Annotated in this window: 19 protein-coding genes; 14 read left to right on the top strand and 5 right to left on the bottom strand. The window is 70.0% G+C overall.

Going from position 1 to position 21,962, the window contains the following annotated elements; translation table 11 throughout:
* Positions 1 to 32: 32 nt before the first annotated feature.
* The 4 genes from ACO2Q3_RS19615 to ACO2Q3_RS19600 form a co-directional block, all read right to left on the bottom strand.
* A complete protein-coding gene (locus ACO2Q3_RS19615; RefSeq protein ID WP_423309653.1) occupies positions 33 to 218 on the bottom strand; it encodes a hypothetical protein in 186 nt (61 codons plus the stop codon).
* Positions 219 to 379: 161 nt separating this feature from the next.
* Positions 380 to 1,960, bottom strand: a complete 1,581-nt coding sequence (locus tag ACO2Q3_RS19610) for a DHA2 family efflux MFS transporter permease subunit (protein WP_423309651.1) — start codon at positions 1,958 to 1,960, stop codon at positions 380 to 382.
* A gap of 54 nt (positions 1,961 to 2,014) precedes the next feature.
* On the bottom strand, positions 2,015 to 3,199 hold the full coding sequence (locus ACO2Q3_RS19605; protein WP_423309650.1) for an HlyD family efflux transporter periplasmic adaptor subunit: 1,185 nt from the start codon (positions 3,197 to 3,199) through the stop codon (positions 2,015 to 2,017).
* Between the two features lie 73 nt (positions 3,200 to 3,272).
* Positions 3,273 to 4,733, bottom strand: a complete 1,461-nt coding sequence (locus ACO2Q3_RS19600) for an efflux transporter outer membrane subunit (RefSeq protein ID WP_423309648.1) — start codon at positions 4,731 to 4,733, stop codon at positions 3,273 to 3,275.
* 151 nt (positions 4,734 to 4,884) lie between these two features.
* On the opposite strand from ACO2Q3_RS19600, the gene ACO2Q3_RS19595 reads away from it, so the two are divergent.
* The 6 genes from ACO2Q3_RS19595 (at position 4,885) to ACO2Q3_RS19570 (ending at position 11,050) form a co-directional block, all read left to right on the top strand.
* Positions 4,885 to 5,568, top strand: a complete 684-nt coding sequence (locus tag ACO2Q3_RS19595; protein WP_423309647.1) for a TetR/AcrR family transcriptional regulator — start codon at positions 4,885 to 4,887, stop codon at positions 5,566 to 5,568.
* 125 nt (positions 5,569 to 5,693) lie between these two features.
* Positions 5,694 to 6,500 carry an IclR family transcriptional regulator gene (locus ACO2Q3_RS19590; RefSeq protein WP_423309646.1) on the top strand — a complete coding sequence of 269 codons (807 nt, stop codon included), beginning with the start codon at positions 5,694 to 5,696 and terminating at the stop codon, positions 6,498 to 6,500.
* Positions 6,501 to 6,510: 10 nt separating this feature from the next.
* Positions 6,511 to 8,580, top strand: coding sequence for a hydantoinase/oxoprolinase family protein (locus ACO2Q3_RS19585; RefSeq protein ID WP_423309644.1), 2,070 nt, complete (start codon positions 6,511 to 6,513; stop codon positions 8,578 to 8,580).
* A gap of 3 nt (positions 8,581 to 8,583) precedes the next feature.
* Entirely contained in the window at positions 8,584 to 10,170 is a 1,587-nt protein-coding gene (locus ACO2Q3_RS19580; protein WP_423309643.1) for a hydantoinase B/oxoprolinase family protein, read from the top strand.
* Between the two features lie 9 nt (positions 10,171 to 10,179).
* Complete coding sequence (locus ACO2Q3_RS19575; protein WP_423309642.1) at positions 10,180 to 10,515, top strand: cupin domain-containing protein; 336 nt, start codon at positions 10,180 to 10,182, stop codon at positions 10,513 to 10,515.
* Between the two features lie 43 nt (positions 10,516 to 10,558).
* Positions 10,559 to 11,050 (top strand): VOC family protein, encoded by a 492-nt coding sequence (locus ACO2Q3_RS19570; RefSeq protein WP_423309641.1) that lies wholly within the window; start codon positions 10,559 to 10,561, stop codon positions 11,048 to 11,050.
* Between the two features lie 82 nt (positions 11,051 to 11,132).
* Here ACO2Q3_RS19570 and ACO2Q3_RS19565 read toward each other — a convergent pair whose 3' ends face one another.
* Entirely contained in the window at positions 11,133 to 11,624 is a 492-nt protein-coding gene (locus ACO2Q3_RS19565) for a hypothetical protein (protein WP_423309639.1), read from the bottom strand.
* Between the two features lie 289 nt (positions 11,625 to 11,913).
* Between ACO2Q3_RS19565 and ACO2Q3_RS19560 the strand changes: the two genes are divergently transcribed.
* The 8 genes from ACO2Q3_RS19560 to ACO2Q3_RS19525 all read left to right on the top strand — a co-directional run bounded on the left by ACO2Q3_RS19560 (position 11,914) and on the right by ACO2Q3_RS19525 (position 21,795).
* The gene (locus tag ACO2Q3_RS19560) at positions 11,914 to 12,648 is read left to right on the top strand and encodes a GntR family transcriptional regulator (RefSeq protein WP_423309737.1); all 735 of its coding nucleotides are present in this window, start codon (positions 11,914 to 11,916) and stop codon (positions 12,646 to 12,648) included.
* 220 nt (positions 12,649 to 12,868) lie between these two features.
* A complete protein-coding gene (locus tag ACO2Q3_RS19555) occupies positions 12,869 to 15,295 on the top strand; it encodes a TonB-dependent siderophore receptor (RefSeq protein ID WP_423309638.1) in 2,427 nt (808 codons plus the stop codon).
* 55 nt (positions 15,296 to 15,350) lie between these two features.
* Complete coding sequence (locus ACO2Q3_RS19550) at positions 15,351 to 16,655, top strand: CynX/NimT family MFS transporter (protein WP_423309637.1); 1,305 nt, start codon at positions 15,351 to 15,353, stop codon at positions 16,653 to 16,655.
* A gap of 11 nt (positions 16,656 to 16,666) precedes the next feature.
* Positions 16,667 to 17,731 (top strand): LLM class flavin-dependent oxidoreductase, encoded by a 1,065-nt coding sequence (locus ACO2Q3_RS19545; protein ID WP_423309635.1) that lies wholly within the window; start codon positions 16,667 to 16,669, stop codon positions 17,729 to 17,731.
* Positions 17,728 to 18,402 carry a cysteine hydrolase family protein gene (locus ACO2Q3_RS19540; protein WP_423309633.1) on the top strand — a complete coding sequence of 225 codons (675 nt, stop codon included), beginning with the start codon at positions 17,728 to 17,730 and terminating at the stop codon, positions 18,400 to 18,402. Before ACO2Q3_RS19545 ends, ACO2Q3_RS19540 begins: the two co-directional genes overlap by 4 nt.
* A 3-nt stretch (positions 18,403 to 18,405) precedes the next feature.
* Entirely contained in the window at positions 18,406 to 19,785 is a 1,380-nt protein-coding gene (locus ACO2Q3_RS19535) for a peptidase M20 (protein ID WP_423309631.1), read from the top strand.
* A gap of 68 nt (positions 19,786 to 19,853) precedes the next feature.
* Complete coding sequence (locus ACO2Q3_RS19530) at positions 19,854 to 20,663, top strand: TauD/TfdA dioxygenase family protein (protein ID WP_423309629.1); 810 nt, start codon at positions 19,854 to 19,856, stop codon at positions 20,661 to 20,663.
* A 247-nt stretch (positions 20,664 to 20,910) separates the two neighbouring features.
* The gene (locus ACO2Q3_RS19525) at positions 20,911 to 21,795 is read left to right on the top strand and encodes an SMP-30/gluconolactonase/LRE family protein (protein WP_423309627.1); all 885 of its coding nucleotides are present in this window, start codon (positions 20,911 to 20,913) and stop codon (positions 21,793 to 21,795) included.
* The last annotated feature ends 167 nt before the right edge of the window (positions 21,796 to 21,962 follow it).

The raw sequence follows: 21,962 nt of genomic DNA, 5'->3' as shown, positions 1-21,962 counted from the left end.
CGGGGGCTTTCAGCGGCCTTGCCGGCCCGGCGTCAGTGGCCCTGGTAGTAGACCACCACGGCGCTGATCACGCTGACGGCCAGGATGAAGAAGGCGGCGGCGCTGCCGGCGGTCAGGGCGGTGGCGGCCATCGGCTCGCGCCCGTGCGGGCGACGCGCGCGCCAGGCGGCGATCTCCGCCAGATCCGGGGCGCCGCGGTCGGTATCGGGCTCGGCCATGATCGTCATCCTCTTCGTCATCATCCGGTCAACGCCCGCCGCCGCGCTATCGTTGCCTGTCGAACGTGGCCTGACGATTTCGCCAATGTGGTCCGACGGCGACGGTCAGGTCTTGAACCGCTGGGCCAGGTTTCGCCGCGGTAATGGTTCGCGTCGGCAGATCAGTGTCCCCCGCCCCCGGGGGCCATCGGCCCGGTCTGCTTGGGGGCCAGCCAGACCACGGCCGCGGCGACCACGAACACCACGCTGGTGACCAGGAACATCTGGTCGGTGGCCGCCATCACCGCCTGTCCGGTGGTCAGGGCGTCCAGCTGGCTCACCGCCTGCTCATGGCTCAACCCGCCGTTCATCAGGGTGGCCACCACGCCCATCGGGTCGTTGAGGATGCCCGCCATGTCCGCATGGTTGCGGGTGGAGGTGTTCTCCCAGGCCGTGGTGATCAGCGAGGTGGCGAAGGCGGCCGACATGGTGCGCATGAAGTTCGACAGCCCCGCCGCCGAGGCGGTCTCCTGCGGCTCGACCGACGACAGCGCCAGCTGGCTGGTGGGGATGAAGAAGAACGGCATCGCCAGGCCCTGGGCCAGGAACGGCAGGGCCACGGTCCAGTAGGTGGCGTTGCTGGCCAGGCCCGAGCGGATCACCGCGATCCCGGCCAGCCACAGCACCCCGAAACTGACCAGCAGGCGGCTGTCGAACTTGCCCATCAGCTGGGCGACGATCGGCGACATCACCACCGCCAGCACCCCGCCCCAGGCGGTGGCGTAGCCGGTCCAGGTGGCGGTGTAGCCCATGTTGGTCTGCAGCCAGAGCGGCACCAGCACGATGGAGGCGAAGAACGAGCCGAAGGTCAGGCTGATGGTGATCACCGACGAGGTGAAGCCGCGGTGGCGGAAGATCCGCACGTTGACGATCGGGTTCTCCTCGGTCAGCTCCCAGATCAGGAAGGCCGCGAAGGCGACGGCCGAGACGATGCCCAGGCCGACGATCACCGGGCTGCCGAACCAGTCCAGCTCCTTGCCCTTGTCGAGCATGATCTGCAGCGCGCCGACGAAGGTGATCAGCAGGCCCAGGCCGACCACGTCGACCTTGCGCTTCTCCGTCGGGGTCTCCTGCGAGGTCAGCAGGCGCCAGGCGAAGAAGGCGCAGGCCGCCACCACCGGCACGTTGATGAAGAAGATCCACTCCCAGCCGACCGTGTCGCACAGCACCCCGCCGAGGATCGGCCCGGCGATCGGCGCGACCACGGTGGTCATCGACCACAGGCCCATGGCCTGGCCGCGCTGCTGCGGCGGGAAGATGCTCATCATCAGGGTCTGCGACATCGGCATGATCGGCCCGCCGCACAGGCCCTGCATCACCCGGAACAGCACCAGCGCCGGCAGGCTGGGGGCCAGGCCGCAGAGGGCCGAGCAGATGCCGAAGCCGGTGATGCCGAAGAGGAACATCCGCACGGTGCCGAAACGCCCGGCCAGCCAGCCGGTCAGCGGCACCATGATCGCCTCGGCCACCGAATAGGAGGTGATCACCCAGGTGCCCTGGCTGGACGAGACCGCCAGCCCGCCGGCGATGTTGGGCACCGAGACGTTGGCAATGGTCATGTCCAGCACGACCATGAAGTTGCCGATCGCCAGCAGGAAGCCGGCCAGCCACAGGGTCCCGCCGGTGAGCGGCGTGGGCTGCCCGGGTGTGGCCTGGGCGGGTCTGGCCTGGGCGGGCCTCGCGGATATGGCCTGGGCGGTCATGCAAGCGACCTCTTGGCTGGATCGGACAGGGGCGGACGGGGAGGGCTGCGCGGGCTAGCGGCTGGTGTCGATGTCGGCCTTCATCGACAGGCCGACGCGCAGGGGATGTTTCGCCAGCTCGGCCGGATCGAGGGCGATCCGCACCGGCAGGCGCTGCACCACCTTGATCCAGTTGCCGGTGGCGTTCTGCGCCGGGATGATGGCGAAGGCCGAGCCGGTGCCGCCGGCGACGCCAACTACCCGGCCGTGGAACTTCACGCCGTCGCCGTAGAGGTCGCTGGTCAGGGTCACCGGCTGGCCGATGCGCACGTCCTTCAGCTGCACTTCCTTGAAGTTGGCGTCCACGTAGGCGCTCTGGATCGGCACGATGCTCATCAGCGGCGCGCCGACCTGGACATGCTGGCCCACCTCGGTGGTGTTCTTGGCCACCACGCCGTCGATCGGCGAACGGATCACGGTGCGGTCGAGGTCGAGCTGCGCGGCGTCGACCTTGGCGCGGGCGGCGGCCACCTCGGGGTTGTCGCTCACGGTGGTGCCGGCGACCACGGCGGCGGCGACGCGCTGCTGGCCGGCGGCGGCGGTGACGTTGGCGCGCGCCTGGACGACGCCGGCCTCGGCCGAGGCGAGGGCCGCCTTGGCCTGGTCGAAGCGGTTCTGCGCCGACGTCAGCTCGTCGCCGGACACCGCGCCCGAGGCGGCGAGGTTCTGGCGACGGGTCAGATCGGTGCGGGCCCGCTCGAAGTCGGCGCGGGCGCTCTCCACCGTGGCCTGGGCGCGCACCACGTCGGCGTTGCGCGCGGCGGTGTTGGCCGCCTGGGCGTCGTTGGTGGCGAAGTAGCCCTGCACCCGGCGCTCCGCCTGGGCCAGGTTCGCCTGCGCCTGGGCCAGGGCGATCTTGGCGTCGGTCGGATCCAGGGTGACCAGGATGTCGCCCTTCTTCACCGGCTGGGTGTCGCCGCTGGGCGTGGTCAGGATGGCGGCGCTGACCAGGGGGGTGATCTCGGCGGTGTCGGCCTGGACGTAGGCGTTGTCGGTGTCGACGTGGTGCGAGGCCACCAGCACGTAATAGGCGCCCCAGATCGCGGCGGCGACGGCCACGCCGATCCCCAGCCAGGTGAACAGCCGCCGGCGGCGTGAGCCGTTCTTCTGGGCGGCCGCGGTCTTCGGCGGGATGGTGGTGGTCGTGCCGCTGGGCGGGCCGGCGGCGATGGGGGGATTGGCGTCGGTGCGAGCGTCCATCGGGGTATTCCGTTACGCGAAGGGGCGGATCGGGGAGGATCTGGCCTGGATGAGGGGGTGGATGTCTGGGGGATCAGGACTTGGCGAAGCCGCCGCCCAGGGCGCGGACCAGGGCGACGTCGAGGGTGAAGGCGCGCGCCTCCAGGTCCGCCAGGGCGCGGCGGTTCTGGATCAGGCCGTCCTCGGCGGTGAGCACGGCGACGTATTCCGACAGCCCGCCCTCGTAGCGCAGGCGCGCCACCTTGTAGGCGCTCTCGCTCGCCGCCAGCGCCTCGCGGCGCTGCACCAGCTGGCGCTGGATCGACTGGGCTGAGGCGGCGGAGTCGGCCACGTCCTGCAGCGCCTGGGTCAGGGTCTGGTCGTAGTCGGCCACTGCCAGGTCGTACTGGGCCCGCGCGCCGCGATAGGCGCCGCGCAGACGCCCGCCGTCGAAGATCGGCAGGCGCACGGCCGGGCCGATCTGGCCGATCGCCGAGCCGGCGGCGGTCAGCTGGGCGATGCCCAGCGACTGCTGGCCGATGAAGCCGGTCAGGCTGACGTCCGGATAGAAGTCGGCCTTGGCCACGTCGATGCGCTTGCCGGCCTCCTCGACCCTCAGGCGGGCGGCGACGATGTCGGGACGCCGGCCCAGCAGGTTGACGGTGAGGTTCTCCGGCAGGCCGAACGCCTTCACGGCCCCGGGTTGCGGGCGGCTGATGTCCAGGCCCCGGTCGGGGCCCTCGCCCAGCAGCACGGCCAGCCGGTGGCGGGCGATCAGGATCTGTTCGTCGAGCGATTCCAGGTCGGCCTTCGCGGCCGGGGTGGCGGCCAGCGCCTGGTCGAGCTCGGCGCGGGTATCGAGGCCGTTCTGCACCCGCTGGCTGGTCAGGTCCGCCGTCTCCTGGCGGATGCGCACGGTGTCGGCCGCCACGTCGCGCTCGGCATAGAGCCGCGCCAGATCGCCGTAGGCCTGCGCCACGGCCGAGGACAGGGTCAGCCGCGCCTGGGCGGCGTCCGCCTTGGCCGCCTCGGTCTCGGACACGGCCGCGGCGAGGGCCGCGCGGTTCTTGCCGAACAGGTCGAGGTCGTAGGAGGCGTCCAGGGTGATGCGGCCCTGGTCCTTGAAGCCGCTGGGCAGGTACTGCTGGATGAACGGCGGATAGCCCAGGTTCTTGCTCTGCTCGGTCTCGGTCACGGTGCCGTTGAAGGTCACCTGCGGCAGCTCCGCGGCCTTGGCCTGCTGCGCCTGCGCGGCGGCCAGCCTCAGGCGCGCCTGCGCCTGCGCCAGGGTGGGCGAGCCCTTCAGCGCCTCGTCGATCAGCGCCGTCAGCTGCGGATCCTTGTAGGCCTCCCACCAGCGGTCGGACGGCCAGTCCGCGGCCGGCGCCTGGAAGCTGCGCTGGGTGGCCAGGCTGTCGGCGGCCATCGGCTGAGGCCGCGGTCCGGCGTCCGGCACGGTGACGCAGGCGCCCAGCGCCAGGGCGCTGGCGGCCGCCAGCAGCGGAAGGACGAGGCGTCGCGCGGCCTTCGGGCGCGGGAGGAGCGAGGCGGTCATGAGCGATCTCTTCTTGGCCGTCCAGGCGTCGGTGCGACGGATTGGCGGCGTAACTTGAAATAACCGTACGGTACGGTCAGTTCTGATCTTGCGTGGTTTCATACCGCCCAGTATGAGAGCGTCAAGAGGAAACCGTACGGTACGGTCAGAAATGATGACACTTGCTGACAGCAGTCCGCCTGCGACCGAAGGCGACGAGGCGGCGGCGCATGAGGCGCTGTCGAAGAGCGACCGCCGGCGCCAGGCGATCCTGGACACCGCCAAGGACATCTTCCTGAAGGAGGGCTATGCGGCCGCCTCGATGTCGGCGATCGCGGCGCGGGTCGGCGGCTCCAAGGGCACGCTGTACAACTACTTCCGCTCCAAGGAGGAGCTGTTCGCCGCCTTCATGCGCGATGTCTGCGGCAAACAGGCCGACGATCTGCTGGACCACATGCCGGACCTTGGCGATGACCCCCCGTCGGCGCTGACCGAGATCGGCGTGGGGCTGTGCTCCCTGGTGCTGTCGCCCGAAGTCATGGCCATCAGCCGCCTGGTGGTGGCGGAGTCCGAGCGCTTTCCGGAACTCGGCCACGTGTTCTACGAGACCGGCCCGCACCGGGGCGAGCTGCGGCTGCAGGCGCATTTCGAGCGGGCGGTGGCGCAGGGCCATCTCAAGCCCGGGGACACCCTGCGCATGGCGCGGCGGTTCAAGAACCTCTGCCTGGGCGACCTGTTCGACCGCCGCATGTGGGGGATCATCCCCCGGCCCGACCCGGAGACCTTGAAATCCTCGGTGGAGGAGGCGGTCTACATCTTCCTCTGCGCGTACGGGACCCGCCCGCCGGTCCGGTGAGCGGGACAGCCCACTAAAATTTCTCACTGAAGCGCCCGGCCGCCTTGACACCTCCAGCGGCCGGGCGAATTTTGTCTCCACAATCGAAACGATGTTCCGTTCAGTGGAACGTCTGGAGGCGCAGGGTGCTGGTGGGACTCAGCGAGACGGAAGCGGAAGGCGGGGCCGGTTCGGGCCTGTCCTCGGTCGACCTCGTGCTCGACCTGGTGGAACTGCTCGCGGCCCAGCCGCGGCCGCGCGGCGTCAGCGACATCGCCCGGGACCTCTCGATCTCCAAGGCCCGCGCCCACCGCCACCTGCGGGCGCTGGTGCAGCGCGGCTACGTCCGCCAGGATCCCGAGACCGAGCGCTACGAGATCGGCGTCAAGCTGCTGGCCCTGGGCGAGGCTGTCCGCGACCGCTTCGACATCCTCACCGCCATGCGGCCGGAGATGACCCGCCTGCGCGAAGCCACCGGCCAGGCGGTGACCGCCTCGGCCCTGGTCGAGGGCCAGGTGACGGTGCTGGAGATGCTGCAGGGCCGCACCCTGGTGGAGTTCGGCATCCGCCCCGGCGCGCGGCTGCAGTTCCATGCCTCGGCGCACGGCCTGATCGCCCTGGCGTTCGGCCCGCCGACCCTGCTGGACCAGGTGCTGTCTGCCCCGCGCGAGACCTTCACCCCGGCCACGGTGACGGGCGCCGACGCCCTGCGCGCCGAGGTTGAGCGGGTCCGGCGGCAAGGCTGGGCCACGGCCCAGGATCAGGTGCTGACCGGGGTCAACGCCCTGGCGGCGCCGGTGTTCGACCATCGCGGCGTCTGGCAGGGCGCGCTCGCCATTGTCGGCGCCAGTCAATTCATCCCGGCCCAGCCGGCCGAAGATCAGATCGCCGATGTCGTACGGGGGGCCGAAGAGGCGTCCCGGCGGCTCGGCTGGAGGGCCCGTGCGGCGTGAGTGAGTTCCAATGACCTATTCCCTGGCGATTGATATCGGCGGCACCTTCACGGACGCCGTGCTGAAGGGCGACAACGGCGCCCTGGTGGTGGACAAGACCCTGACCACCCACCACGACCTGCTGGAAGGCTTCTTCCGCGGCGTGAACCTGGTGCTGGACAAGGCCGGCGTGCGGGCCGACGAGGTCGATGGCGTGGTCGTGCACGCCACCACCGTGGTGACCAACGCCCTGATCGAGCGGCGCGGCCAGCCGACCGGCCTTATCATCACCAAGGGCTTCGCGGACGTGCTGTCGATCCGCAACGAGCACCGCTACGAGATGTACGATCCGCAGATCGAGTTCGCCGAGCCGCTGATCCCGCGGGCCCTGACCTTCGAGATCGACGAACGCATGCTGGCCGATGGCTCCGTGCTGCGCGGCGTCGACGCCGCCGAAGTCGCCGCCCTGGTCCCGGCGATCCGCGCCGCGGGCGTGGTCTCGGTGGCGGTCTGCCTGATCAACGGCTTCCGCAACCCGGCCAACGAACAGGCCGTGGCCGAGGCCCTGAAGGCCGCCGCGCCTGACCTCTACGTCTCGCTGTCGTCGTCGGTGGCGCCGCAGATCCGCGAGTACCCGCGCGCCTCGACCACGGCGATCAACGCCTACACCGCCCCGATCACCGAGCCCTATCTGAAGGGCCTGGCCAAGGGGCTGTCCGACGCCGGCGCGCCGAACCGGCCGCTGATCATGCTGTCGTCCGGCGGGGTGATCGGCGCCGAGGTGGCCGGCCGCAATCCGGTGCGGATGATCGAGAGCGGCCCGGCCGCGGGCGCCCTGGCGGCGGCCTTCTACGCCGAGCGCCTGGGCCTGGACCGGCTGATGTCGTTCGACATGGGCGGCACCACCGCCAAGGCCTGCCTGATCGAGGAGCGCAAGCCCCTGGTGGCCGGCAGCTTCGAGGTCGACCGCAAGTACCGCTTCTGCGAGGGCAGCGGCATGCCGCTGACCATCCCGTCGATCGACATGATCGAGATCGGCGCCGGCGGCGGCTCCATCGCCCATGTCGACGACCTCGGCCTGCTGAAGGTCGGCCCGCGCAGCGCCGGCTCGCAACCGGGTCCGGCCTCGTACGGCCGCGGCGGGACCGAGCCCACCGTCACCGACGCCGACCTGGTGCTGGGTCTGCTGGACGGCGACAACTTCCTGGGCGGCGACATGAAGCTGGACCGCCCCGCCGCGGTGGCCGCCTTCGCCCGGCTGGGCGACCAGCTCGGCACGTCGCCCGAGCAGACCGCCGGCGGCGTCTACCGCATCGTCGCCGAGACCATGGCCGCCGCCGCCCGCGCCCACGCCACTGACCGCGGCGTCGACCACCGCGGCCTGCCGCTGCTGGCCTTCGGCGGCGCCGGCCCGGTGCATGCCTGCGCCGTCGGCGCGCTGCTGCAGTCGACGGCGGTGATCTTCCCGCCGCAGGCCAGCGTGCTCTCGGCCTTCGGCACCCTGGTGACCCCGCTGCGGCTCGACCTGGTGCGCAGCGCCCTGGGCGAACTGGATAACCTCGACTGGTCGGAGGTCGACCGGCTGGTCGGCGAGATGGAAGCCGAGGGCGTGGCCGCCCTGTCCGACGCCGGCTGCGCGCCGGAGGCGGTGCGGCTGCTGATCGGCGCCGACCTGCGGTACTTCGGCCAGCAGAACGAGGTCGGGGTGATCTTCGACCACGATCCTCGCCAGCGCCGCGACGTGGCGTCCCTGCGCAAGACCTTCGAGGACGCCTACCTGGCGCAGTACGGGGTCAACCCCTCGCACGTGCCGATCGAGATCGTCTCCTGGCGTCTCACCGCCCAAGGGCCGGACATCAGCTTCGACGCGGCCGGGCGCCTGCCGACCGAGCCGGGCGCGGCCAAGTCCGAGCGGCTGATCCCGCTGTGGCCCGACGCCGGGCCGGCCAAGGTCTACGACCGCGACCGTCTGGCCGTCGGCCAGGTGGTGCAGGGGCCGGCGATCATCGAGGAACGCGAGACCACCATTGTGCTGCTGCCGGACTGGACGGCGGTGGTGAACGACATCGGCTGCGTGGTCGCCACGCGGCGGGAGGCCTGAACCATGGACGGCGCCAATCATCCGAAGCTCGACGGCATCGAGCTGGAAATCCTCTGGTCCAACCTGATCGGCATCGTCTCCGAACAGGCCAAGGCCCTGCAGCGCATCGCCTTCAGCCCGATCGTGCGCGAGGCCGGCGACCTGGCCAGCGGCCTGTTCGACGCCCGCGGCCGCATGGTGGCCCAGGCCAATACCGGCACCCCGGGGCACATCAACTCCCTCGCCGCCGCCGGCTTTGCCCTGCACAAGCTGTTCGACGGCAAGCTGGTCCCCGGCGACGTGGTGATCACCAACGACCCGTGGATGTCGGCCGGCCACTTCTTCGACATCACCGTGCTGTGCCCGATCCACTGGGACAGCCGGCTGATCGGCTACATCGGCTCGACCATCCACCACACTGACATCGGCGGCTACGGCATCGGCGCCGGGGCGCGCGACATCCACGAGGAAGGCCTGTGGATTCCGCCCTCGAAGCTCTACGAGGCCGGCGAGCCCAACAAGCTGCTGCACGACATCATCGGCCGCAACGTGCGCACGCCCGACCACGTGTTCGGCGACCTCTCGGCCCAGGTGTCCAGCGGCCGCGCCGGCGGCGAGCGGCTGATCGCGCTGTGCAAGCGCCAGAACCTGAACGACATCGAGGCGGTGGCCGACGAGATCATCGACCGCTCGGAAGAGGCCACGCGCCGGGCGATCCGCGCCCTGCCGGCCGGCACCTGGCACGGCGAGAGCCGGTTCGACGTGCCGGGCGGCGACGTCATCACCCTGAAGACCGCGGTCACCATCGACAACGTCGCCGGTGACGTGCTGATCGACTTCGAAGGCTCCTCGGGCGCCAGCCCGATGGGCATCAACGTGGTGATGAACTACACCCACGCCTATTCCACCTTCGCCGTGCGCAGCTGCCTCAACCCCGAGCAGCCCAACAACTTCGGCTCCCTGGCCCCGATCCGGGTCAAGGCGCCGGAGGGCTCGATCATCAACGCCGCCTACCCGTCGCCGCTGAACGCGCGCCACGTGGTGGGCATGTTCGTGCCGATGCCGATCCTCAAGGCGCTGCACCAGGTGATGCCGGACCGGGTGCTGGCCGAGGGCTCCGGCGCCGTGTGGACGGTGCAGATCCAGGGCAAGCGGGCCAGCGGCGAGGCCTTCACCTCGTCGATGTTCAACTACTCCGGCGGCATGGGCGCGCGGGCGACCAAGCCGGGGCCCAGCGCCACCTGCTACCCCACCGGGGTGGCGGCGGTGCCGGTGGAGATCCTCGAGGCGGCGATGCCGATCGTGTTCGACAGGCGCGAGCTGCGCCCGGGCTCGGGCGGCGCGGGCCGCACCCGCGGCGGCGACGGCCAGGTGATCGCCTTCCACATGCGCACCGACCAGCCCTGGCTGCTGAACGCGGTGCCCAGCCGCCTCGACCGCGGCCCCGACGGCCTCGACGGCGGCGAGCCCGGTGCGGCCGGCCGCTTCCTGGTCAACGGCGCGGCGGTGTCGGAAGGCAAGAAGATCACCATGGCTCCGGGCGACCACGTGGTGCTGGAAACCCCCGGCGGCGGAGGCTATGGCGCTCCCACGACGTTGGCGGCGGAGTAGGAACCGGCGATGGACATCCACAGCATCAACTGGAACGACATCCCGTGGGAGCCGGTGCGTGAGGGCGTCGAGCGCAAGGCCTTCTCCGGCGACGGGGCGACGGTGTCGATGAACCGCCTGCAGCCCGGCCACGAGCCGCGGCCGCACGACCATCCGCACGAGCAGATCGTCTACATCCTGGCCGGCCAGATCGACTTCCACATCGAGGACACCGTCACCCGCCTGGGCCCCGGCGGGCTGCTGGTGGTGCCGCCGAACGCGCGCCACTGGGGCGTCGTGGTCGGCGACGAGGCGGTGATGAACCTGGACGTGTTCACGCCCAAGCGGGCCGAATACGCCAACTGACACCGCAAACAACAACATCCCTCAGCAAGGCCGGGAGGAACCCATGTCCACGCCGCATACCCTGATCTTCGTCGACCTGGCGTCCGACGATCCCGCCGCCGCCGGCCGGTTCTATTCCGAGGTGTTCGGCTGGCGCGACGACGACCGCCCGCTGGGCCTCTACCACCGCATGGTGCCGGGCGGTCAGTTCAAGAACCCGGACGGCTCCGACAGCGAGATCGGCAACCTGCACCTGGGTATCTTCAAGGCCGACAACGCCCGTCCGCACCCGGAGCCGGCCGGCGTCGAACCCCGCTCGCTGAGCCAGGGCGGCCGCAAGCCGCGGGTCTGGATCCTGCTGGGCGACGACGAGTCCGCCGACGACGTGCTCGCCCGCGCCGAGGCGCGGGGCGCCAAGGTGCTGTGGCGCAATCACTACTGGGAGACGTTCAACGGCTACAACTGGGCCTTCGCCGACCCGTGGGGCAACGAGATCATCCTGTGGGGCAAGGCTGGGCCCGAGCCCAAGATCCCGGACAACTTCACCCGCGAATAGGGCTCGCGCCCGTCCAGACGCCCGCGGCGGCCGGTCCGGGAGGATCGGCCGCCGTCTTGCGTTTCAGGCGTTCGGACCTTGATCAGTGACCGCGGTGCTCGCCGCCACCATCGTGGCCATGGCCGCCGCCGCCGTGGTCGCCGCCGCCGCGCCAGCCACCACCACCGCCGTGGTCGCCGCCATGCCAGCCGCCACCACCGCCGTGGCCGCCGCCATGCCAGCCGCCGCCGTGGTAGCCGCCGCCGTGATATCCGCCATGATAGCCGCCGTGCCAGCCGGGACGGCCCCAGCCGCGCCAGCCGATCGGGCCGCCCCACCCCCAGCCGCGCCGCCAGGCGTAGCCGCAGTAGTACCAGCCCGGCCCATGCCAGCCGCCATCATACCAGCAGTAGCGCCGGCCCCCCCAGAAGTACTGGGTCTTCTCGATCCCGGCCGGCTGGCCGGAGTAGACGCCCGAGATCAGCTGGCCTGACGGCGCCGCGGCGTCGGCCCTGACCATGTCGCTCACCGGCCCGGCCACAGCCGCGCCGCCGGCGCCCAATGCGATCGCCGCTGCGGCGATCATTGTCGACATCACACGCATTTTCGGAATTTCCCGTGACGGATGCTCGAAAAGCGTCCCTCGGTAGCAGAACAGCTGCGTTGCGTTCCGGTTCCGTAGCCTGCGGCCCAAGCTGCGCCATGCAACCCGTTGGTGCGCCGGGGGCGGCTACGACCACCTTTGCGCGTCGACACCCTTGCATGACGCAAGGTCGCGCGTTTAATCAATGCTATTATCCGCGTTAAAATTGTCGAATTGAAATTTCAGAATCTGCGCGAGGGAGAAGAACATGGCCGATGGCGAGCCCGGCGGGACGCGGTCCATGCGCCTGATGAGCCGCGACGAGGCGCCGCCGGTGGTCCCCGGCTGGGCGCCCGAGCTGCAGAAGGCCAAGGTCTACGAACAGATCCTGCTGGACGTGATCCTGGGTGAGCTGCCTCCGGGCAGCCGGCTGGACGAACAGGACCTGGTGCGACGCTACGGCGCCGGCCTGGCGGGGGTGCGCGACGCCCTGGGCCGGCTGGCGCTGGAGGGGCTTGTGGTGCGCAAGCCCCGCGCCGGCACCACGGTGGCGCCGCTGGACCTGGTCGAGGTGCGCCAGGCGTTCGAGGCGCGGCGGCTGATCGAGCCGCACTGCGCGGCCCTGGCCGCCACCCATGCGACGCCCGACGACATCGCCGCCCTGCGCAGCGCCTTCGAGGGCGGGCAGGCGGCGGCCCGGGCGCGCGACAGCCGCGCGCTGATCGGCATGGACCAGCAGTTCCACGCCGCGATCGCCCGCGCCAGCCGCAACCCGACCCTCGCCCAGATCGTCATCCCGCTGCAGCACAAGGCCGCCCGCTTCTGGGTCTATTCGATGGTCGAGGATACCGAGGACGAACGGCTGGCCGAGATCGAGCGCCACCAGGAGGTGGTCGACTGCATCACCCGCCACGATGCGGAGGCGGCGCATGCCGCCATGCTCAACATCCTCGGCGTGTTCTCCGAGAACGTGAAGCGGTCGGTCACCGGCGGCTCGGCGAGCGATGCGCCGGCGTCCAAACGCTACCGCGGCTGAGCCGGCGCGGGGGCGTCCGGACGGCCCCGGCGATGATGTCGGCTTGGGCGCCGTCCTGCCACAACTGACCGGTGATTACGCGTTCCGGACATTTTATGTAAAATTTCACTCGCCGATTTTGCACCGCACAATATCCGTGCGCCAGCATGCCTCCAGTCCAGAGGGATCAAGGGGATACCCGCTTTGTGCGGGCGCTCGCTGGACCGCAACGGGGGTCACATTGTCCAAGCACCTCTTCCTTCTCGCGGGCGTTTCCAGCCTCTGCCTGGCCGGCGCCACCCTGGCGCGCGCGGCCGACGCCGCAGCCGCCGGAACGTCCAGCGCGGACTCCACCGTCGGTGAGGTGGTGGTCACCGCCGACAAGGCGGGCCTGCTGGAGCGCCGGCCGAACAACACCGCCATGGGCCTCGACAAGCCGCTGATCGAGACGCCGCGCTCCGCCAGCCTGATCAGCGACACCACGCTGCAGCGCTATGGCATCCAGACCATCGACCGGCTGACGGCGGTGTCGCCCGGCACCTATACGGCCAGCTACTACGGCGTGCCCGGCTCGCTGAACATCCGCGGCACCCTGGCCGAGAACTACTTCATGGGCTTCAAGCGGATCGAGAACCGCGGCACCTATTCCACGCCGATCGGCGATGCGGCGCAGATCGAGATCGTCCGCGGCCCGCCGGCGCCGATCTACGGCCCGGGCAAGATCGGCGGCCTGATGAACTTCATTCCGAAGACCGCCAAGGACTCCGGCGCCTACCTGAGCGAGCCCACCGGCGAGGTGGACATCGTCGCCGGCGACTACGGCAAGAAGAACTTCTCGGCCCAGGGCGGGACGCCGCTGCATCTGGGCGGTGCGCAGGGCGGCCTCTACGGCTACGCCGAGGTCGAGGATTCCGACAGCTACTACTGGGGCATCCACCCCAAGCACCAGCTGGCCGAGGTGTCGGCGAACTTCGACCTGGGCGGTGGCTGGAGCACGGCCCTGATGGGCATGTACTTCCACTCCACCGGCGACGTGCAGACGCCGGGCTGGAACCGCCTGACCCAGGCGCTGATCGACCATCGCACCTACATCACCGGCCGCAACACGGCGCTGACGGACAGCAACGGCAATGGCCGCCTCGACCCGTGCGAGGTCCAGCTGCCCGGCTACTGCCAGTACCCCTACACCATGGCGATCTATCAGCCGTACTTCGGCTTCACGCCGACCACCGACGCGCGCTTCCCACTGACCAGCGGCGTGGGCGCCACGACCCTCAGCCCGCACGACGTCTATGTCAGCAACGCCGACTTCTCGCGCACCAACACCGAGACCCTGTACTATGAGCTCGCCAAGGAGCTTTCGCCGGACAGCAGCCTGAAGCTGCAGTGGTTCTACGACCGGCTGTCGAACGCCCGCTTCGTCAGCTACGGCTTCCCGGCCGACTACCACTCGTGGACCACCGAAGGGCGGCTGACCTACAACTTCAAGCTGGCCAGCAACAACGACTTCATCGTCGCCAAATCCTTCGCCGGCCTTTCCTGGCGCTACTACAAGGGCAACCAGAAGGAGACCTACGACTCCGGCATGATCGCCCTCGACCGGCGCGACCTGTCCGTGGGGGCGACCCCGACGGACATCCTCGCCTCGCCGTTCGATCCGGGCAGCGGCGTCGGCTGGGAAACGGACATCTACAGCCATTGGCACGACACCGGGCTGTTCTTCACCACTGACATCGCCGTGGCCGACAAGCTCGATATCATCGCCGGCGGCCGCTACGACTGGTACGGGGCCACCTCGATCGACAAGGGTGTCTATTCCTTCGAGACGCCGAACTCGGTCAGCGCCAGCAAGGGCAAGTTCACCTACACCATCAGCGGCACCTACAAGCTGGGCTGGGGGTTGATGCCCTACATCACCCATGCCGAGAACGCGTCGCTGGAAGTCGAGCAGGCGGGCGACCTGCGGCCCTCCAACATCGCCAGCGGCGCCTGGCTCACCGACTCCAACCTCACCGAGGGCGGGGTGAAGTTCCAGTGGCTGAACAAGACGCTGATCGGCTCGCTGGCGCTCTACCAGCAGGAGCGGACCCAGCTGTCGGGCCTCAGCAGCATCGTCCAGCGCACCCGCAGCAAGGGCTTCGAGTACGAGGTCCGCTGGGTGGCGACCAAGAACCTGAGCTTCACGCTGGCCGGCAACGGCCAGCGCACCGAGGTGATCGGCCCCGACCACTCGTTCGTCTACATCCCCACCTACACCGTCGGCGTGAACGGGGTGAACGGCTATGGCGGCGCCTTCGTCACCTTCGACTTCTCGACCCTGCCGGGCCGCAGCGGCAACTACGACTACTCGCTGATCCCGCACTCGGTGGTCAGCTTCTTCACCACCTACACCACCGACGACTACAGCTGGGGCCATGCCGGCGCGACGGCGGGCTTCACCTATGCGTCGAAGACCTCGGGCCTGGTGCAGAACGCGGTGACCTATCCGGCCTACACCGTGGTCAACGCCTCGCTGCTGTGGGCCAAGGGACCATATGAGGTCGACTTCAACGTCGATAACCTGTTCGACAAGCTCTATTTCACGCCCGACCAGGACACCTATGCCAACGTCGGGGCCATCCCCAGCATCGGCCGGACCTGGCGCTTCACCTTCAAGGGCAAGTTCTAGAGTTTCAGTTCCCGAGGGCGGCCGCCGGCCGCCTTCCCGCTCGAAAGGCGCAGTGATGGCATCGGCTGAGTGGCGACCCTGGCTGCAGCTCGCGGCGTTCAGCCTGGTGCTGTTCCTGATCACCGCGGCGACCTATTCGTCGCTGGGCGTGGTGCTGCCGCTGATGGTCAAGGACCAGGGCTGGAACTGGACCGAGGCGGGCCTCGGCTTCACCCTGCTGGGGGCCCTGACCGGGGCGTCGTCGATGATCCCGGCCTGGCTGATCCGGCGCTTCGGCGTGGCCTTCACCGTGCTGTTCGGCGGCGCGGTGATGGTCGCCGGCTTCCTGTGCCTGTGGGCCACGCATAGCCTCTGGGCCTATTGGATCGGCTGCGGCCTGTGCGGCGTCGGCTACCAGTCCATGGCGCTCATCCCGGGCACCCACGTGCTGGGGGCGGTGTTCCGCAACCGGGCCCGGGCGTTCGGCATCTATTTCACCTTCGGCTCCCTGGGCGGCGTCGCCGGACCCTGGATGGTGTTCGGAGTGCTGGGGCTGTTTCCCGGCCAGTGGCGGCTGTTCTGGATCATCGCCGCCGCCGCGGCGGCCCTGGTCGGCCTGGTCTGCGCCCTCTCCGTCGGCAGCGCCCGCTGGCTGGCGCAGGCCGGCGAGGACATCGATCACGAGGTCGAGGCCGCCGAGGCCCGACCGGCCAACCATCGCATCTGGCGCACGCACGAGGACTGGACCGCTCGCGAGGCGCTGGCCACGCCGCAGTTCTACGTCCTGCTGGCCGCCTATTTCAGCCACCTGCTGTGCGGGGTGACGGTGGCCAGCCTGTCGGTGGCGCACCTGACGCAGATGGGCGTCGCCGCGGCGGTGGCCGCCGGCATGCTGAGCTTCGAGTCGCTGATGCAGCTGCTCGGCCGCGCCGGCGCGGGGCTGCTGGGCGATCGCATCGATCCGCGCCACCTGCTGATCTTCGCCCTCGCCGCCCAGGTGCTGGGTTCGCTGGCGCTCAGCGTGGCGCACACCTACCCGATGATGGTGCTGTACTCGATCGGCACCGGCCTGGGCTTCGGCCTGACCGTGCTGGCGGTGACGGTGCTGCTGCTCAACTACTATGGCCGCCGGCACAATCTTGAGATCTTCTCCCTGACCTGCCTGGTGGGCGCCGCCTCGGCGCTCGGCCCGCTGATCGGCGGCTTCATCCGCGACCGGCTGGGCAGCTTCGCCCCCACCTTCCAGATCTACGCCGGGGTCATCTTCCTGGTGTTCGTCGCCACCCTGTTCATGCGCCCGCCGCACAAGCGGCCGGCCGCCGAGATCGCCGCCACGCCCGCCGACGAGGACGCCCCCCGCCTCGCCAGACGCGCCGCCTGAAGGAGGTAATCATGTACGACAGTCCCGGAACGCGACACGACTTCGGCGTCTTCCTGCCCGTGGCCAACGGCGGCTGGATCATCTCCAGCACCACGCCCAAGCTGGATGGCCTGTGGCAGCAGAACCTGCAGGCGGCGGTCACCGCCGACGAGCAGGGCCTGGACTTCGTGATGTCCATGGGCAAGTGGCGCGGCTTCGGCGGCGAGACCAACCACTGGGGCACGTCGATGGAGTCGGTCACCATGATGGCCGGCATCGCCCAGGCCACCAAGCGGGTGAAGGTCTGGGCCACGGTGCACACCCTGCTGCACAATCCCGCGGTCACCGCCAAGATGATCACCACCCTGGACCACATCAGCGGCGGACGGGCCGGCCTCAACATCGTCGCCGGCGCCTACAAGGACGAGTTCGGCCAGATGGGGGCCTGGAACCCGAACCTCAGCCACGACGACCGCTATGAGCTGGCCGAGGAATGGACCACCATCGTCAAGCGGCTGTGGTCCGAGCCGAGCGTCGACTTCGAGGGCAAGTACTTCACGATGAAGGACTGCGTGTCCGATCCCAAGCCGATCAGCCGCCCGCGGCCGGACCTGATCTGCGCCGGCATGTCGGACCGCGGCTTCCGCTTCTCGGTGCGCGAGAGCGACGCCTGCTTCATCGGCGGGCGCACCCCGGACGAGCGCCGCGACGCCAGCCGCCGGGCCAAGCGGGTGGCCGAAGAGATGGGCACCAGCATCAAGACCTACGCCATGTGCACCCTGATCTACGCCGAGACCGACGCCAAGGCCGAGGCGCTGGTGAAGACCTATGCCGAGGGCGCCGACATGGGCGCCATCATCGCCATGCTGCAGAGCTGGGGCGTGCCGCCGGAGCGGATCGCCACGGCGGCCAGCCAGCAGGGCGCCTTCATGACCCAGACGGCGGTGGGCTCGCCCGCCACCTGCGCCGAGAAGGTCGAGGAGTTCCTGAGCTACTGTGAGCTGGATGGGCTGATGCTGATCTTCCCGGACTATGTGGAGGGATTGAAGATGTTCGGGACCGAGATCCTGCCGGGCCTGCGGGAAAAGGTGTGGTGAACGCCGTGACCTCGGACCTGGCGGCGGAGACCGCCGCCCTGGACGGCCTGCCGGCCTGGATCGCGCCGGATCGCACCGCCGTGCTGGTGATCGACATGCAGGTGGACTTCGCCTCGCCCGACGGGGTGCTGGGCCAGGCCGGCGTGGACATGGATGTCGTCAAGCCGGCGCTGGCGGCCGCCGAGCGGCTGGTCGACGCCGCGCGCCGGGCAGGGGCCCCGGTGATCTTCGTCGGGCTGATGACCCGCAGCGACACCGACTCCCGGTTCTGGAAGGAGCGCATGCGGCGCCGCGGCGGCTCCCCGGACGAGGACAGCGGCCTGTGCCGCGCGGGCGAGGTCGGCGCGGCCTTCTATGGCCCCACGCCGGCTCCTGGCGAGCTGGTGGTCCCCAAGATCCGCTATTCCGGCTTCTTCGGCACGACCCTGGACGCTGCCCTGAAGGCCCGCGGCGTCGACACCGTGATCGCCTGCGGCCTGACCACCGAATGCTGCGTCGACTGCACCGTGCGCGACGCCTTCCACCTGGACTACCACGTCTTCGTCGCCACCGACGCCTGCGCGGCCTACGAGGTCGACCTGCACGAGGGGACGCTGAAGAGCCTGGAGCTGAACTGCGCCATCCTGGTCGACACCGACCAGGTGCTGGCCGCCTGGCAAGGATTTGAGTGACGCATGGCCGACGGCGCCTTTCCCTTCAATGTTCCCGCGCCCTGCGTCGTCTCCGAGGCTGACCGCGCCGCGGTGGCCGCGGCGATCGACACCCAGGAGCTGACCCAGCTCGCCCTCGACCTCGGCAACATCCCCAGCCCCGCCGGCCACGAGCTGGCGGCCGGCAACTTCGTGTTCGACTGGATGGCGCGCGAGGGCTTCAACCCGCGCAAGGTCGGCGCCGTGCCCGAGCGCAACAACATCATCGGCACGTGGGGCGGGCGTGGGGTTGGCCGCAATCTGCTGTTCACCGCCCACCTCGACACCGAGGCCCCGACCTGGGAGCCGGACCTCGACACCTACAAGTTCCGCCCCGCCACGCTGCAGAACCGCGAGTGGCAGGAGTGCTGGCTGGAGGACGGGGTGCTGTACGGCTACCCGATCGCCAACGACCGCGGGCCGATGAGCTGCTTCCTGATGGCGGCCAAGGCGCTGAAGACCGCGGGCATCGACCTGGCCGGCAAGATGTATCTGACCGCCTGCCCCGGCGAGATCGGCCCCGAGCCGATCGAGGAGCATCGCGGCATCGCCTACATGGGCAAGGACATCGGCGCCCACTACCTGTTCCACCACGGCGGCGTCGCGCCGGACTACGCCATTGCCGCCGAGGGTTGCGACTTCGGCCTGACCTGGGTGGGCTGCGGCTATGCGGTGTTCCGCATCAAGGTGCTGGGCGAGGCGGTGTTCACCCCCCTGCTGAACACGCCGGAAGACCCAGCCGAGCATCCGAACCCGATCTATCGCCTGGGCGGGCTGATCGCGGCGCTGAACCGCTGGGGCCGCGAGTACCAGGTGAAGAACACCTACGACTCCCCCGGCGGGACCGCGGTGCCCAAGACCCAGATCGCCGCCATCCGCGGCGGCGTGCCCTATGCCTTCGGCGCCGGCACCGAGGTGGTCAACGTCTACCTCGAGGTCGGCATGACCCCGCGCCAGACGGTGACCGACATCCTGCATCAGCTGGAGGCGCTGGTCCGCGAGGCGGGCCTGGGCGAGGTGGAGATCGAGCCGGTGATGGCGCGGCACGGCTTCGAGGCCGACGCCGAGGCGGTGGCCCCGCTGGTCGGGGCGGTGGACGCGGCCACGCGGCTGACCTTCGGCCGGCCGGTGGAGCGGGCGGCCAGCGTCTATTCCAGCATGTGGCGCGACCACAACGTGTTCAACATGCAGCGGATTCCGGCGATCACCACCGGCTTCAAGCGCTGGCGCCCCAGTCCCAAGGATCTGGCCGACAGCGCGCTGATCTTCGCCCTGACCGCCATCGCCGTCTGCGGCAAGGCGGAGGCCGGCGACGGCCCCGCGCGCGCCGCGCCGGTCTATGGCGACAATCCGTTCGGCAACTAGCCGTATCGCCCGCGACCAGCGTCTGCTAAAATTTCAGATGAGGCGTATGGAAGTTCAAGGACGTGACGATGGCCTATGAGACCCTGGAGATCCGGCCGCTGACCATGCGGATCGGCGCGGAGATCGGCGGCGTCGACCTCGCCCGCCCGACCAACCGGCAGCTCGAGGAGATCGCCCAGGCCATCGCCGACTACCAGGTGATCTTCTTCCGCGACCAGCGCCTGGACCACGAGAGCCACAAGGCGTTCGGCCGGGCGTTCGGCGAGCTGGCGATCCACTCGGGCGTCGCCGGCATCGAGGGCCACCCGGAGATCGTCGCCATACACGCCGACGCCGATTCCAAGTTCATCGCCGGCGAGAACTGGCACTCGGACCTGACCTGCGACGCCGAGCCGCCGATGGGCTCGATCCTCTACCTGCACACGGTCCCGCCGGTGGGCGGCGACACCCTGTGGTCCAGCATGTACCTGGCCTACGAGACCCTGTCGGACCGGATGAAGGCCTATCTCGAAGGGCTGACGGCGGTGCACGACGCCGACCACGTCTACCGGCCGCTGTTTCCGGACGTGGACAAGAAGTACCCCTGCAACATCCATCCGGTGGTGCGCACCCACCCCGTCACGGGCCGCAAGTGCCTGTTCGTCAACCAGTCCTACACCACCCGCATCGTCGAGGTGGACAAGGCCGAGAGCGACGCCATCCTGCGCTTCCTCTACCAGCATGTGCAGAATCCGAACTTCCAGGTGCGCTTCAGGTGGAAGCCGCACTCGGTGGCCTTCTGGGACAACCGCTGCACCCAGCACCTGGCCACCTGGGACTACTACCCCCAGACCCGCTCCGGCTTTCGCGTGACGGTGGCTGGCGACAAGCCGTACTGAGCGGCTCGCTTTCACTCGTCACCCCGGACACGGCGCGCAGCGCCGCCGATCCGGGGCCGGCCGTCCGGCCGCCGAGACGACCTCCAGCCCGGCGCTACCCACGCAACGACCTATCGCCGTCTTCTGGGGCGCGGAGCCGCTGGCCCCGGCTCTCCGCTGCGCTGCGGCCGGGGTGACGGGAGGGGGATGCCCTTCCATTCCGCTGCGCGCCTCTGCCAAGGTGCCCAGAACGGCGGAGGAAGACGGCATGGGACGGGCGACCAGGGTCCTGGCGGAGGGCCTGTATTTTGGCGAGGGGCCGCGCTGGCGCGACGGGCGGCTGTGGTTCAGCGATTTCTGGGCGCACGCGATCAAGTCGGTCTCGCTGGCCGGCGACGTGCGCGTCGAGGTCGAGGTGGACGGCGACCGGCCCTCGGGTCTCGGCTGGCTGCCCGGCGGCGACCTGATCTTCGTGTCCATGGAGCGGCGCAAGCTGATGCGGCGCGGCGCCGATGGGCAGGTGCGCAAGCATGCCGACCTCTCCGGCATCGCCACCTGGCACTGCAACGACTTGGTGGTCGACGCCGAGGGGCGCGCCTACGTCGGCAACTTCGGCTTCGACCTCGACCACTTCATGGCCGAGCGCACCGCCGGCCGCGGGGCCGATCTGGCGACCTCGACCGCCGACATGGCCCTGGTGACGGCTGACGGCAGGGTGAGCCGCGCGGCCGCGGACCTGCGCTTTCCCAACGGCACGGTGATCACCCCGGACGGCAAGACCCTGATCGTCGGCGAGAGCATGGGCGGCGCCCTGGCCGCCTTCGACATCGGCGCCGACGGGGCGCTCTCCAACCGCCGCGAGTGGGCGTCGATCCGCCCGCGCGTGCCGGATGGCATCTGCCTGGACGCCGAGGGCGCGATCTGGGTCGCCAACGCCGGTGGCCCCGAATGCGTCCGCGTGGCCGAGGGCGGTGAGGTGCTGGAGGTGATCGACACCGGCCAGCCCTGCTACGCCTGCATGCTGGGCGGCGACGATGGCCGCACCCTGTTCATGCTGACCGCCCCGTCCTCGATCCCCGAAGAGTGCTCGGCCGCGCCGAAGGGCAAGATCCTGGTGGCGCAGGTGGATGTGGCGCACGCCGGGCGGCCGTAACGGTCGTGCACGGGAACTCCGCCAGTCCCCCCAGGCTCCACCGTCACCCTCGGGCGTCAGTCCCGAGGGTCCAAGCACGCGTGAGAACGATTGGCGCGCTTCGAAGGGCGCGTCACGACGGAGCGGCTGCCGCCGCAGCGACGCTCCGCTGCCGCTCGCGACTTCGC

The organism is Caulobacter sp. KR2-114 (genome assembly GCF_049446115.1).
Lineage (GTDB): Bacteria > Pseudomonadota > Alphaproteobacteria > Caulobacterales > Caulobacteraceae > Acaudatibacter.
The sequence above is the reverse complement of the archived record's forward strand: the minus strand, read 5'-3'. Positions and strand labels throughout refer to the sequence as shown.